The organism is Janibacter limosus NBRC 16128, from assembly GCF_001570985.1.
In the GTDB taxonomy this organism is placed as follows: Bacteria; Actinomycetota; Actinomycetes; order Actinomycetales; family Dermatophilaceae; genus Janibacter; species Janibacter limosus.
In genome coordinates, this window is record NZ_BCSS01000046.1 from 1 (window position 1) to 12,639 (window position 12,639).

Genomic DNA, 12,639 nt, shown 5'->3' on the forward strand with positions numbered 1-12,639 from the left:
GAGACAACCTCCAGCAACTCAGCCTCCGACAAACCCTCCGGGCGCGCAGCAGACAGAGCCTCCAGCGCAGCAGCCAGACCAGCAGGCAGCGACAACTCACTCGTGGTGCCAGTCCCCTGTTCGGTCATCGCGCCCCCCTTCGCTGCCTCCATTATCGAACATGTGTTCTAACATTTCAAGAGGTTGGTAAGTGGCTGGGGAGAACTTTCGGCCCCTTCGAGACGGTTGCTACGCAACCTCCTCAGGGAGCGTGGAGACGGTTGCTGCGCAATCTCCCCGGGGGAGTTGCGACGGAGGGAGCGGAGGTCCGGGCACGAGAGGCCCACCGCGACCCGTTAAACTGACAACCCGTCCCCGGACCCCTCGAGAGGCCCTCGTGACCCTGCTGCTGCTCGCCCACTTCGTGGCAGCAGCAGTTGCGCCCGGACTCGCCAAGCTCCTCAATCGGCGCTCCTTCCTCGTCCTCGCGCTCGTGCCGGCCGTCACCTTCGCCTGGCTTCTTGCGCAGACCAGCCGCGTCACCGACGGTCACGCCGTCGTCGAGCAGATCAGCTGGGTGCCGCAGCTCGGGATGGACTTCGACCTGCGGCTCGGGACGCTCCAGTGGCTCCTCGGCCTGCTCGTCAGCGGCGTCGGCGCCCTCGCGCTCGTCTACTGCGCCTGGTACTTCAAGCCCGACGACCCGAGCCTGTGGCGCTTCACGGGCGTCTTCACGGCCTTCGCCGGAGCGATGCTCGGCCTCGTCCTCGCCGACAACCTCATGGCGCTGTACGTCTTCTGGGAGCTGACGACCGTCTTCTCCTACACGCTGATCGGGCACAACCCGGTGCGCTCGGCCAACCGTCGCTCGGCGACGCAGGCCCTGCTCGTCACGACCTTCGGCGGGCTCGCGATGCTGGTCGGCACGGTCGTCCTCGGTGAGACCTCGAGCTACACGATCAGCGAGATGCTCGCCGACCCGCCACCCGCCGGGACCCTGACCAATGTCGCCGTCCTGCTCGTGCTCGTCGGAGCCCTGACCAAGTCGGCCCAGGTCCCCTTCCACTTCTGGCTGCCCGGCGCGATGGCCGCCCCCACCCCGGTGAGCGCCTACCTGCACGCCGCGTCGATGGTCAAGGCCGGCATCTACCTCATCCTGCTGCTGGAGCCGATCTTCGCCGACGTCCCCGGGTGGCGCCCAGTCCTGCTCGTCCTCGGCCTGTGGACGATGATCCTCGGCGGCTGGCGGGCCCTGCGGCAGGACGACATCAAGCTGCTCCTCGCCTACGGCACCGTGAGCCAGCTCGGCTTCATGACCGTGCTCGCGGGCATCGGGTCCAAGTCCGCTGGGCTGGCGGCGCTGGCACTCGTGTTCTCGCACGCGCTCTTCAAGTCGGTGCTCTTCTTCGCCGTCGGCATCATCGACAAAGGGACCGGCACCCGCGACCTGACCCAGCTGCACGGTGTCGCCCGCAGCGCACCGCTCCTGGCCGTCGCCGCGACCCTCTCCGCGGCATCCATGGCCGGCCTGCCGCCGCTCGTCGGCTTCGTCGCCAAGGAGTCCGCGCTCACCGCGGCCATCGAGTCCGCCCACGGCCCGCTCACGACGACGACCGGCTGGCTCACCGTCGCCGGTCTGGTCGTCGGGTCCGTGCTCACGGTCGCCTACTCCGCGCGCTTCGTCTGGGGTGCCTTCATGACGAAGGGAGCCGCCGGCACCTCCCCGGCCCCGACCCCCTTCCACGCGCCCAAGGCACTACTGGTCGCGCCGGTCCTGCTCTCCCTCACCACGCTCGCCTCCGGGTTCTTCGGGGACCCGCTCACCGAGCTCTTCCACCCCTACGCCGTCACCCTGCCGGGAGCGGAGCCCGAGCACCTGGCGTTGTGGCACGGCCTGACGCCGGCCCTCGGTCTCACGGTGCTCGCCATCGCGGCGGGCCTGGCCCTCTTCGCGCTGCGCGGCCCCTTCGCCGCCCTGCAGGAGCGCCTGCCAGCGGTCGTCGACGCGGAGCGGGTCTACCAGCGCTTCATGCACTCCCTCGACCGCTTCGCCGTCGAGACGACCGCCCTGTCACAGGGCGGGTCGCTGCCCACGTACCTCTCGACGATCTTCATCGTCGTCCTCGTCCTCCCGGGCGCGGTCGCGGCCACCGCCCTCCCCGGCTCGCAGGTCCGGCTCTGGGACTCGCTCGCGCAGGCCGTCGTCGCGGCCTTCGTCATCTGCGGCGCCGTCCTCGCGGTCCGCTCGCGCAACCGGCTGCAGTCGGTGATGTTCGTCGGCACCACCGGCTACGGACTCGCCCTGCTCTTCCTCCTGCACGGCGCCCCGGACCTCGCGCTCACCCAGGTCCTCGTCGAGACCTTCAGCCTCGTCCTCTTCGTCCTCGTCCTGCGCAAGCTCCCCGAGCGCTTCCGCCGACGGCCGCGGGCCGAGCGGCGCTCCTGGCGGCGCTCCTGGCGACTGGTCCTCGCCGGCTCCATGGGCCTGGCCGTCTCCGCGATCACCGTGGTCGCAGCCAATGCGCGCGTCCACGAGCCGATCTCCAGGGCCTTCCCCAAAGAGGCCTATGCCTTCGGTCACGGCAAGAACATCGTCAACGTCACCCTCGTCGACATCCGCGCCTGGGACACGCTCGGCGAGATCTCCGTCCTCGTCGCCGCGGCCACCGGCATCGCGAGCCTGGTCTTCGTGCGCACCCAGGACGTGGAGCGCTCGTGGACCCGTCGACACAACCAGGGCGAAGCCATCACCTCGGTGGCTCCCGAGCGTCGGTCGGTGATCCTCGAGACCGCCACCCGCCTCGTCTTCCACGTGATGATCCTGCTCTCGCTCTACCTGCTCCTCGCCGGGCACAACCAGGTCGGCGGCGGCTTCGCCGGCGGGCTCGTCCTCGGCCTGGCCCTCCTTGTGCGGTATCTCGCCGGTGGTCGCGCAGAGCTCGACCACGCGGCACCGGTCAGCGCCGGCTTCGTCCTCGGTGCCGGCCTCGCGGTCTCGGCGATCGCCGCGCTCGCCCCCCTCGCCTTCGGCGGCACCGTCCTGCAATCCGCGGTCGTCGACCTGGACCTGCCGATCTGGGGCGAGGTCAAGCTCGTCACCGCACTGTTCTTCGACATCGGCGTCTACCTCATCGTCATCGGTCTGGCCCTGGACGTCGTGCGCTCACTCGGCTCGGGCATCGACAAGCAGGCCGAAGAGGACGAGGTGACCGCATGACCGCCATCGCTCCGAGCCTCACCCTCGTCATCGTCGCGGGCTTCCTCATCGCGGCCGGTGTCTACCTCCTGCTCGAGCGCGCGCTGACCCGGCTGCTCCTCGGCATCGTCCTCGCGAGCAACGGCGTGGCCACGCTCTACCTCGTCGTCTCCGGACCGGCGAAGGGAGCCCCTTTCGTCGGTGCACGACCCGCCGAGGAGATGAGCGACCCCCTCCCCCAGGCGATGGTGCTCACCGCGATCGTCATCGCGCTGGCGTCCGTGGCCTTCGTGCTCTCCCTCGCCTACCGCCAGTGGCGGATCACCGGGAGCGACGACGTCCCGGACGATGCCGAGGACGAGCTCATCAAGCGCCTCGCCGAGCGCGACGAGGTCTCGAGCACCTACGACCCGGACACCCAGTCCACGACGACCGCAGACGAGGAGGACGCGACCGCATGACGATGGCCAACCTCCTCCCCCTTCCCGTCCTGCTGCCGCTGCTCGGCGCCGCGCTCACCCTCGTCGCCCGCCGCAGACCCCGCACCCAGGTGGCCATCAGCCTCGTGGTGCTCGCCGCGAGCCTCGGCGTCGCCATCGCCCTGATGTGGGGCACCCACCAGCAAGGGCCGATCGTCCTGTGGCTCGGCGCCTGGACCGAGCCGCTCGGCATCGCCCTCGTCGCCGACCGTCTGTCCGCGCTCATGTTGCTCGTCAGCAGCTTCGTCATCCTCGTCGTGCTCGTCTTCGCCATCGGCCAGGGCGTCGCCGACGGCGACGAGGACTCGCCGCTGGCGATCTACTTCCCGACCTTCCTCGTGCTCTCGGCAGGCGTGTCCAATGCCTTCCTCGCCGGCGACCTCTTCAACCTCTTCGTCAGCTTCGAGATGCTGCTCTTCGCGTCCTTCGTGCTGCTCACGTTGGGGGGCAGCGGCGCGCGCATCCGCGCCGGGACGACCTATGTGATCGTCTCGATGGTCTCCTCCTTCCTCTTCCTCGTCGCCATCGCCGGCATCTACGCCGCGACCGGCACGGTCAACATGGCCCAGCTGTCGCTGCGCCTGCCGGACATCGACCCGACCGTCAGCCTGGCCCTGCAGCTGATGCTCCTCACGGTCTTCGGCATCAAGGCCGCCGTCTTCCCGATGTCCGCGTGGCTGCCCGACAGCTACCCGTCGGCGCCGGTCCCGGTCTCCGCCGTCTTCGCCGGCCTGCTGACCAAGGTCGGGGTCTACGCGATCGTGCGGACCCAGTTCCTGCTCTTCCCCGAGTCCCCGCTGCACAACCTGATCATGATCGCGGGCCTGCTGACGATGCTCATCGGCATCCTCGGCGCCGTCGCACAGCCGGGCATCAAGCGAATGCTCTCCTTCACCCTCGTCAGCCACATCGGCTACATGCTCTTCGGCATCGGGCTGGCCACCGAGCTGGGACTGTCCTCCGCGATCTTCTACATCGCCCACCACATCACCGTGCAGACTGCGCTCTTCCTCATCTCGGGACTCATCGAGCGCGTCGGCGGGTCGACGGTCATCGACCGCCTCGGCGGTCTCGCCGCGGCCTCGCCCGTCCTGGCCATCCTCTTCTTCGTGCCGGCGATGAACCTCGCCGGCATCCCTCCCTTTTCCGGCTTCGTCGGCAAGGTGGGACTGATCCAGGCCGGCGTCGCCGAAGGGGGCGCTGTCGCCTGGGCGCTCGTGGTCGGATCGGTCGTCACCTCCCTGCTCACCCTCTACGCCGTCGCCAAGACGTGGAGCTTCGCCTTCTGGCGGCCCAGGGCCGACCAGGAGACGGACCAGACCTTCGAGATCCCGACCCTCACCCCCAACTTCGGCCGCCTCAGCGATGCCATCGGGGCCGTCGTCGCCCAGCAACGCCCGGCGACGCCGATCGCCCCGCCCGCCGCTGCGCGCCCGGTCGAGCGCGCCATGCCCCCGCTCATGCTCGGCGCCGCCACGACCGTCGTCATCTTCAGCATCGGGCTGTCCCTCTTCGCCGGTCCGCTCTTCACCTACACCGACGCCGCGGCCCGCCAGATGATCACCCGCGACGCCTACATCACGGCCGTGCTGCCGCAGGAGGTGCCGTGATGGACGCCCAGACCCAGGTGCCCGGCCGCCGCGGCGGCTGGCAACCGCGCGCGATCATCGCCCTGGCCATCGTGTGGGTCCTGCTGTGGGACAAGATCTCGCTTGGCAACATCGTCAACGGCCTCATCATCGGCGCCGTCGTCACGCAGATCTTCCCGCTGCCGTCGATCGAGTACTTCGGCCGCATCCACCCGTGGCGGCTCGTCGTCCTCATCGCGCGTTTCCTCCTCGACCTCGTCGTCGCCGCCGTGCAGATCGTCGTCGCCACGCTCAGCCCTCGCCCCTCGCGCGGAGGGTCGATCGTCGAGGTGCAGATGCGCACCCGCTCGGAGTTCTACATGACGATCGTCTCCGCGCTCGTCTCGCTCGTCCCCGGCTCGATCGTCGTCGAGGCCCGACGCCGCGCCGGCATCCTCTACGTCCACGGCTTCCACGTGACCGACGCCGAGGGCCTGGAGGAGCTGCGTCAGGACGTCCTCGACGTCGAGACCCGCGTGGTGCGCGCCATCGGCACCGCCGAGGAGATCGCCCTGTGCACGCAGGGGCCCCCGGGCCTGCCTGAGCAGGAGGACGCATGAACATCATCCTGGCCATCGCCCTCAGCCTGCTCTTCGCCGCGGCCGCCCTGGTGCTCGTGCGCGTCCACCTCGGCCCGACCAACCTCGACCGCGCCCTGAGCCTCGATGTCCTCATCGTCATCATCACCGGCATCATCGCCACCCAGATCCTGCGGACCGATGATGTGGGCGCCCTGCCGATCATGGTCGTCTTCAGCCTCACCGGGTTCGTCGGCTCCGTGTCCGTCGCCAGGTTCATGGCCCGCAAGGAGGATGACTCATGAGCTGGCAGGAAGCCTGCGACCTGGCCGGTGCGGTGAGCATCCTGCTGGGGGCCGTCCTCGCCCTCGTGGGGGCGATCGGCCTGGTGCGGCTGCCCGACATCTTTGCCCGCATGCACGCCGCGACCAAGCCCCAGACCCTCGGCCTGCTGCTGATCCTCGTCGGCCTGGCCCTCAACGTGCGCACCTGGGCCTCCGTCGCGACCCTGCTCATCGTCGTCGGCGCCCAGGCCCTCACCGCCCCCGTGACAGCGCACATCCTCGGCCGCGCCGGGTACCGCTCGGGCATCTCCGAGGACGACCTGCTGCACCTCGACGAGCTCGGCGAGGCCTACCAGCGGATGGAGCACGACAAGGGCACCCAGCCGTAGCCGCGCTCACCACGACGACCCACGCATGACGAAGGGGGCGGAGGGAGATGGACTCCCTTCGCCCCCTTGTCACGGGGTGAGCTGCGCTCAGACGCGGCCGTAGCCGGAGACGCCGCTGAAGACGGGGCGGATGCTGATGCTCTTGCCCGTGCTCGGGGCGTCGATCATCATGCCGTCGCCCAGGTAGATGCCCACGTGGTAGCTGGGGGAGCCGAAGAACACGAGGTCACCGGGCTGCGGGTTGGAGACCGGGGTGGCGGCAGCCTGCTGCGCGGTCGTGACGCGCGGGATGGACTTGCCCGCCTTGGCGAAGACGTACTGGGTGAAGCCCGAGCAGTCGAAGCCGGCCGGCGTGGAGCCGCCGTAGACGTAGGGGGTGCCGATGTACTGCTTGGCGATCCCGATGACGCCGCTGGCGTTGGACGAGGGGGCCGGTGCCGGCTCGCTCTTCTCCGCCGGGGCAGGGGCCTGACGCTCCTGCGAGCGGCTCGCGGTGCTGCTCTGCTCGCGCTCGACGGGCTGCTGCGCGCTGGCCTCAGCGGCCTGCTCCTGCTCGCGCTCCTGCGCCGCAGCGGCGTCCTGGCGGGCCTGCTCGCGCTCAGCACGCTCACGCAGCTGGGCGGGGGTGGGGCCGGTCGGCTTGGCGACGGGCTCGACCTCGAGCTTGCCGAAGCCTGTGACGGCCTTGGTGGAGGAGGGGCTGGCGCTCGGTGCGGTGACCGCGACGGCCGGGACCGACTGCGACGTGGCCTGGACCGGCGTGGTGTCGACCTCGACGGAGGAGTCAGCGGCCTGTGCGGGGATGGCGATCGCGGCGATGAGGCCACCGGAGGCGGCGACGACGGCCGAGCCCTTGGCGAGCGGTGCGCCTGCCTGGGTGACGATCTGACCGAGCTCGGCCATGGGGTTGTAGCGACCAGCGGCGCGGTGGCGCCCGACGTTGTGAGACAAGGTGTTGACCTCTATCCAGCTTGCGGGGTGAGCTGTCGGGTTCGGGCCAGAGGTATGGCCCGGTCCCAAGGCGCCAGATCGACCTAGCGATCCGTGCGCCTGAAGGACTTCACCCCAAGGAGCATCCGCGATGCCCCAATGATTGGGTCCCCCGCTCCTGCCATGCGGTGTCGTACATCCGTCAGGTGCGGTGGCAGGACTCAGCGTCCGCGTGACGGGTCCACCCAGGGGAGGCGGACCACCAGACCGTACCCGGAGATCACGGCAATGTCACGCTGAGGTCACGGCGGGTCACGAACCTCAGGACGAGATGGCCTCGACGAAGACGTGCTCGGCCACGTCACGGGGCAGTGACACCGCGTCGCCGGACTGCGCGCCGACCCGTGCGACGACGACCCGGTCGCCCTCGGGCGTGACGTGCACGACCTCGCCGGGGCGCAGCCGCGCCTCGGTGAGCAGCGCGAGCGCCTCGTGGTCGACCTGGGCGGTCTCCCCGATGCGGCGCACCCGGAACTCGCCCTGCAGGCCCTCCGCGATGACATCCGTCAGGCTCTTGAGCCCCTCGAGATAGTCGGACGCGGCCTGCTCGCTCGAGAGCAGCTCGTCCAACCCCGGGATCGGCGTGCCGTACGGGGACTCGCGGTGCTCGGGGAGCATCGCGAGGATCTTGCGCTCGACCCGCTCACTCATCACGTGCTCCCAGCGACAGGCCTCCTCGTGGACGTGCTCCCACTCCAGACCGATGACGTCCGCGAGCAGGCGCTCGGCCAGGCGGTGCTTGCGCATGACCCGGGTGGCCAGCAGCCGTCCCTCGTCGGAGAGCACGAGGCGGCGGTCCTCGCCGAGGCTGACGAGACCGTCGCGCTCCATGCGCGCGATCGTCTGCGAGACGGTGGGGCCGGAGTGACCGAGCCGCTCCGCGATCCGAGCTCGCATCGGAGGGATGTCCTCCTCCTCGAGCTCGAAGATCGTGCGGAGGTACATCTCGGTGGTGTCGATGAGGTCCTTCACAGGCCCCATCATGCCTTGCCCCGCCCCGACCGGGGAGCCGCCGTCAGCGCGTGCGGCGCTCTGAGTCCGCCCGGGCCATCCACACGCTCGTCCACGCCAGCCCGCCCAGGCCGAGGCAACCGAGCGCCACCGCAGCCACGGGCAACGACGCCACCGCCGTGACGGCGCTCAGGCCCAGCGTCCCGGAGGCGTGACCAGCCTCTCCCGTGAGGCGCCAGGCGCCGAGGAACTGCGCTCGGTCCACGGACGGCGCGGCGTCGGCCCCGAGCGTCATCACGATGCCGGAGCCCAGCCCGTTGCCCAGCGCCATGACGAGGGCGACGGCCAGCAGCTCCCCCTTCGTACCGGCCAGCGGCAGCGCGAGGAAGGACCCGGACACGATCACCAGGAGAGCCGCCACGACCCACACCCGACCGAGCCGGTCCATGATCCAGCCGCCCGGGTAGACCAGGAAGAGCTCAGCGACACCGGCAGCGGCGAAGATCTGGGAGGAGTCGACGCCGTCGAGACCGATGTGCAGCGCCCACAGCGGCAGGATCGCCAGGCGGGCGGAGCGCAGGGCCGAGATCACCGTGACCCCGACCCCTTGGGTGAGCAGGAGGCGCGCATGACGGCGGATCACGCGGAAGATCCCCGCGCGCGGTTGCCCTGCCCGGGCCCGCTCGTGGTCGGCCGTGAGATCGGGTGCGGTGAGCACCGTGAGGGCCGACCCGAGCGCGAGGAGCGCGGCCACGCCGTAGGCACCCTGCAGGCCGAAGGGGGCGATGGCCAGCGCGCCGACGACCGGCCCGAGGAGCAGGCCGGCACGCATGGCGCCACCCAGCAGGGACATGCCGCGCGCGAGCAGGCGGTGCGGCAGCACGTCGATCATGTAGCCCTGACGGGCGAGGAAGAAGGCCGACGTGGCCAGACCACTCACGAGCAGCGCCAGACCCATCAGCCACAGCGAGGGAGCCCACCCGGCCACGGCGAGCGCGGCGACGTCGAGCAGGCCCGCGCGGATCAGGGTGGAGCGCTCGCCGATGCGCGCCACGAGGGCCCCGGCGGGCAGGACACCGAGGAGCTGCCCGACCCCGGTGAGTGCGACGACGAAGGCCGCCATGCCCAGGCTCGCGCCCAGCTCGTCGGCACGCAGGGCGGCGATCGGCACCACGGCCCCGGCGGCGGACGCCGACAGCAGGGTCGGACCGTAGGCGGGGACCAAGATGCTCCGCCAGCCGAAGTCCTCGCCCGAGCCCATCCCCTCATCCTCCCCTGCGAGCGCATCGCTAGGTTGGGGTGGTGCGCACCACACCTGAGACCTTGACCGTGTCCCCGCTCCGTGCCGGACCTCCCGGATGCGGCAATGGCGGCTGGGTCTGCGGGCTGCTCACCGAGCGGCTCGACGACCTGGTCCCCGCCGAGGGGGACCTGACCTCGGCGACGGTACGCCTCAGCGCGCCGACACCGCTCGAGCGTCCGCTGCGGTGGGAGGTCGACGGATCGGTCGCCGACGGAGGCGACCTGTCAGTCCACCTCCTCGACGGGGACACCCTGCTCGGCACCGCCCGGCGGACGACTGACCCGGGTCTGGCCATCCCCCCGCCGGTCTCGCTCGAGGAGGCCCGCGCCGCCTCCGCACGCTTCGACGCGGCGGGCCACCCGTATCCCGGCTGCTTCGTCTGCGGGCCCGAGGCGGAGGAGGGGCTGCACGTCTACGCCAGCCCCGTCACCGGCCGCGGCGACGTCCTCGCCGCGCCCGTGACCCTCTCCGAGGAAGGACTCCCCTCCGTCCTCGCTGCGCTCGACTGCCCCGGCGCCTTCACCGTCGGCTTCGGCGAGGAGGCCCTGCTGCTCGGCACCTTCACCTCGACGGTCCACGCGGAGGCCCCGCTCGGGCGCGAGCTGGTCGTCCTCGCGTGGGAGATGGGGCGAGAGGGCCGCAAGCGGTACTCCGGCACCGCCCTCCTCGACGGCGACCGCGTCCTCGCCAGCGCCGCCGCGACCTGGATCGCCGTCGGCCGCGACGCCATCCCCGGCACCGCTCCCTCCGCCCGACCTCAGGAGATCGCATGACCCGACCACTCGCCCTCGTCACCGGAGCCAGCTCCGGTATCGGCGCCGCCACTGCCCGTGCCCTCGCCGCCGCCGGCCACGAGGTCATCTGCGCTGCGCGCCGCACCGACCGCATCGCCGACCTCGCTGCCGAGATCGACGGGCGGGCGGTCACCTGCGATGTCACCGACGCCGACTCCGTCGCCGCGCTGACGGCCGAGGTCGGCGGTCGGCTCGCCGTGCTGGTCAACAACGCCGGCGGTGCCTACGGCCAGGACCCCGTCGCCACCGGTGACGTCGACGACTGGCGCAGCATGTACGAGGTCAATGTCATCGGGACCCTGCGCGTGACGCAGGCCCTCCTCCCTTCGCTCGTGGCGGCGGAGGGGATCATCGTCAACGTCGGCTCCACCGCGGGGCGCACCTCCTACGAGGGCGGCGCCGGCTACACCGCGGCCAAGCACGCCCTGGCGACGATGACCGAGACGATGCGCCTGGAGCTCGTCGACCAGCCGGTGCGGATCACCGAGATCGCCCCCGGGATGGTGCACACCGAGGGCTTCTCCCTCACCCGCTTCAAGGGCGATGCCGAGCGCGCGGACAAGGTCTACGCCGGCGTCGCCGAGCCGCTCGTCGCCGACGACATCGCCGACGCCATCACGTGGATGGCCACCCGACCACCGCACGTCAACGTCGACCTGCTCGTCATCAAGCCACGCGCGCAGGCCGCCGCCCACAAGGTCCACAGGGAATAGGAAGGAACGCAGATGCAGCTCTCGTCACCGGAGGTTCCCGAGTCGGTCTTCACCTACTCGGCACCCAAGCTGAAGTTCGGCCCTGGGGCCATCGCCGAGATCGGCCATGATGTCGCGGCGCTCGGCGCCCGCAGTGTCCTGGTGATCACCGATCCACAGCTGGTCACGACCGGTCACCCCGAGCGCGTCGCGCAGGCACTGCGGTCCGCCGGCCTGCGCGTCGAGGTCCACGACTCCGCCGCGGTGGAGCCGAGCGATGCGTCGCTGGCCACGGCCGTGGAGCGGGCGAAGGGGGTGGCCCCCGTCGACGCCGTCGTCGCCGTGGGTGGTGGGTCGAGCATCGACACCGCCAAGGCCGTCTCCCTGCTGCTGAGCAACGCCGGGGAGCTCATGGACTACGTCAACGCGCCGGTCGGGGGCGGCCGAGCGCCGCAGCACCCGGTCCTTCCGGTGATCGCCGTGCCCACGACCACGGGCACCGGCAGCGAGTCCACGACCATCTGCGTCCTCGACGTGCTCGCGGCCAAGGTCAAGACCGGGATCAGCCACGAGCGGCTGCGCCCCGTGCTCGCCGTCGTGGACCCCGACCTGACCGCGACCCAGCCTCCCGGCGTCACCGCCGCGGCGGGCATGGACATCCTCTGTCACGCCCTCGAGTCCTGGACCGCGCGGCCGTACACGAGCTATGAGCACAAGACGCCGGAGCAACGGGTCCCCTACTGCGGGGCCAACCCGATCGCCGACATGTACTCCGAGCGGGCGATGCGCCTGTTGGCCGGCGCCTTCCGCAGTGCCGTCGCCGGTGACGAGGACGCCCGGACCGACATGGCGCTCGCGGCGACCTTCGCCGGGATGGGCTTCGGCAACGCGGGGGTCCACGTCCCGCACGCCAACGCCTACCCCGTCGCCGGGCGCGTGCACGACCTTGGGTCCGACTTCCGGCCCGACGGCTACGGCGCGAGCGAGGCGATGGTCCCCCACGGGATGGCCGTCGCCTCGACCGCGCCCGCGGCCTTCGCGATGACCTTCGAGGCCAACCCGCAGCGTCATCTGTCCGCCGCGGCCTGGCTCGACCCGCAGGGCCTGGACGCCGCTGTCCCCGAGCCGGATCGCCTGTCCGCGGTACTGCGCCGGCTCATGCGCGACATCGGCCAGCCCTCAGGCCTGGCCGAGATCGGTTACACCGACGCGGACGTCGACGGGATCGTCTCCGGCACCATGCAGCAGCAGCGGCTGCTCGCCACCGCCCCGCGCGAGGTCACCGAGGAGGACATCGCCGGCGTCATCCGGGCCTCCATGCACCACTGGTGACGGCAGATGGCCAGACCCCTCTTTGCTTGGATCACTTGGCCAGAAGTGCGGACGCCTCACGGCCAAGAACCGGATCCGAAACGCAGGGTCTCAACGAAGGGCGG

Annotated in this window: 12 protein-coding genes and 1 riboswitch; of the genes, 9 read left to right on the plus strand and 3 right to left on the minus strand. The window is 70.9% G+C overall.

The features are described from left to right. Positions 1 to 376: 376 nt before the first annotated feature. Genes JLI01S_RS14225 through mnhG form a run of 6 tightly spaced genes read left to right on the plus strand, consistent with a single transcriptional unit; the run spans position 377 to position 6,473 of the window. Positions 377 to 3,196, plus strand: coding sequence for a Na+/H+ antiporter subunit A (locus JLI01S_RS14225; RefSeq protein ID WP_068265783.1), 2,820 nt, complete (start codon positions 377 to 379; stop codon positions 3,194 to 3,196). Beyond that, entirely contained in the window at positions 3,193 to 3,636 is a 444-nt protein-coding gene (locus tag JLI01S_RS14230; RefSeq protein WP_068265785.1) for a Na(+)/H(+) antiporter subunit C, read from the plus strand. Before JLI01S_RS14225 ends, JLI01S_RS14230 begins: the two co-directional genes overlap by 4 nt. After that, positions 3,633 to 5,264 (plus strand): Na+/H+ antiporter subunit D, encoded by a 1,632-nt coding sequence (locus tag JLI01S_RS14235; protein WP_218005523.1) that lies wholly within the window; start codon positions 3,633 to 3,635, stop codon positions 5,262 to 5,264. Before JLI01S_RS14230 ends, JLI01S_RS14235 begins: the two co-directional genes overlap by 4 nt. After that, positions 5,264 to 5,842 carry a Na+/H+ antiporter subunit E gene (locus tag JLI01S_RS14240; protein WP_068265787.1) on the plus strand — a complete coding sequence of 193 codons (579 nt, stop codon included), beginning with the start codon at positions 5,264 to 5,266 and terminating at the stop codon, positions 5,840 to 5,842. Before JLI01S_RS14235 ends, JLI01S_RS14240 begins: the two co-directional genes overlap by 1 nt. After that, positions 5,839 to 6,105 carry an MrpF/PhaF family protein gene (locus JLI01S_RS14245; RefSeq protein WP_068265789.1) on the plus strand — a complete coding sequence of 89 codons (267 nt, stop codon included), beginning with the start codon at positions 5,839 to 5,841 and terminating at the stop codon, positions 6,103 to 6,105. Before JLI01S_RS14240 ends, JLI01S_RS14245 begins: the two co-directional genes overlap by 4 nt. Continuing rightward, complete coding sequence (gene mnhG / locus JLI01S_RS14250) at positions 6,102 to 6,473, plus strand: monovalent cation/H(+) antiporter subunit G (RefSeq protein ID WP_068265791.1); 372 nt, start codon at positions 6,102 to 6,104, stop codon at positions 6,471 to 6,473. The genes JLI01S_RS14245 and mnhG overlap by 4 nt, the downstream gene beginning before the upstream one ends. Positions 6,474 to 6,560: 87 nt before the next feature. Here mnhG and JLI01S_RS14255 read toward each other — a convergent pair whose 3' ends face one another. From JLI01S_RS14255 to JLI01S_RS14265, 3 genes are all read right to left on the minus strand, one after another. Further along, positions 6,561 to 7,424 carry a C40 family peptidase gene (locus JLI01S_RS14255; RefSeq protein WP_157074976.1) on the minus strand — a complete coding sequence of 288 codons (864 nt, stop codon included), beginning with the start codon at positions 7,422 to 7,424 and terminating at the stop codon, positions 6,561 to 6,563. A gap of 4 nt (positions 7,425 to 7,428) precedes the next feature. Beyond that, a riboswitch (cyclic di-AMP (ydaO/yuaA leader) is annotated at positions 7,429 to 7,606 on the minus strand. A gap of 118 nt (positions 7,607 to 7,724) precedes the next feature. Then, positions 7,725 to 8,435 carry an iron-dependent transcriptional repressor DtxR gene (locus JLI01S_RS14260; protein ID WP_068265795.1) on the minus strand — a complete coding sequence of 237 codons (711 nt, stop codon included), beginning with the start codon at positions 8,433 to 8,435 and terminating at the stop codon, positions 7,725 to 7,727. Between the two features lie 43 nt (positions 8,436 to 8,478). Then, positions 8,479 to 9,675, minus strand: a complete 1,197-nt coding sequence (locus tag JLI01S_RS14265; protein ID WP_068265797.1) for an MFS transporter — start codon at positions 9,673 to 9,675, stop codon at positions 8,479 to 8,481. Between the two features lie 41 nt (positions 9,676 to 9,716). On the opposite strand from JLI01S_RS14265, the gene JLI01S_RS14270 reads away from it, so the two are divergent. The 3 genes from JLI01S_RS14270 to JLI01S_RS14280 are packed head-to-tail and all read left to right on the plus strand — an operon-like array spanning position 9,717 to position 12,535. Beyond that, entirely contained in the window at positions 9,717 to 10,490 is a 774-nt protein-coding gene (locus tag JLI01S_RS14270; protein ID WP_157074977.1) for a hypothetical protein, read from the plus strand. Continuing rightward, the gene (locus JLI01S_RS14275; RefSeq protein ID WP_068265800.1) at positions 10,487 to 11,224 is read left to right on the plus strand and encodes an SDR family NAD(P)-dependent oxidoreductase; all 738 of its coding nucleotides are present in this window, start codon (positions 10,487 to 10,489) and stop codon (positions 11,222 to 11,224) included. Before JLI01S_RS14270 ends, JLI01S_RS14275 begins: the two co-directional genes overlap by 4 nt. Positions 11,225 to 11,236: 12 nt before the next feature. Next, positions 11,237 to 12,535 (plus strand): hydroxyacid-oxoacid transhydrogenase, encoded by a 1,299-nt coding sequence (locus JLI01S_RS14280; protein ID WP_068265802.1) that lies wholly within the window; start codon positions 11,237 to 11,239, stop codon positions 12,533 to 12,535. Positions 12,536 to 12,639 lie beyond the last annotated feature (104 nt).

Excerpts from the sequence above, each read along its gene's own strand:
- JLI01S_RS14245 (WP_068265789.1), top strand. The coding sequence starts at position 5,839 with ATGAACATCATCCTGGCCATCGCCCTCAGCCTGCTCTTCGCCGCGGCC.
- JLI01S_RS14280 (WP_068265802.1), top strand. The coding sequence starts at position 11,237 with ATGCAGCTCTCGTCACCGGAGGTTCCCGAGTCGGTCTTCACCTACTCG.
- JLI01S_RS14275 (WP_068265800.1), top strand. The coding sequence starts at position 10,487 with ATGACCCGACCACTCGCCCTCGTCACCGGAGCCAGCTCCGGTATCGGC.
- mnhG (WP_068265791.1), top strand. The coding sequence starts at position 6,102 with ATGAGCTGGCAGGAAGCCTGCGACCTGGCCGGTGCGGTGAGCATCCTG.
- JLI01S_RS14230 (WP_068265785.1), top strand. The coding sequence starts at position 3,193 with ATGACCGCCATCGCTCCGAGCCTCACCCTCGTCATCGTCGCGGGCTTC.
- JLI01S_RS14235 (WP_218005523.1), top strand. The coding sequence starts at position 3,633 with ATGACGATGGCCAACCTCCTCCCCCTTCCCGTCCTGCTGCCGCTGCTC.
- JLI01S_RS14240 (WP_068265787.1), top strand. The coding sequence starts at position 5,264 with ATGGACGCCCAGACCCAGGTGCCCGGCCGCCGCGGCGGCTGGCAACCG.
- JLI01S_RS14265 (WP_068265797.1), bottom strand. The coding sequence starts at position 9,675 with ATGGGCTCGGGCGAGGACTTCGGCTGGCGGAGCATCTTGGTCCCCGCC.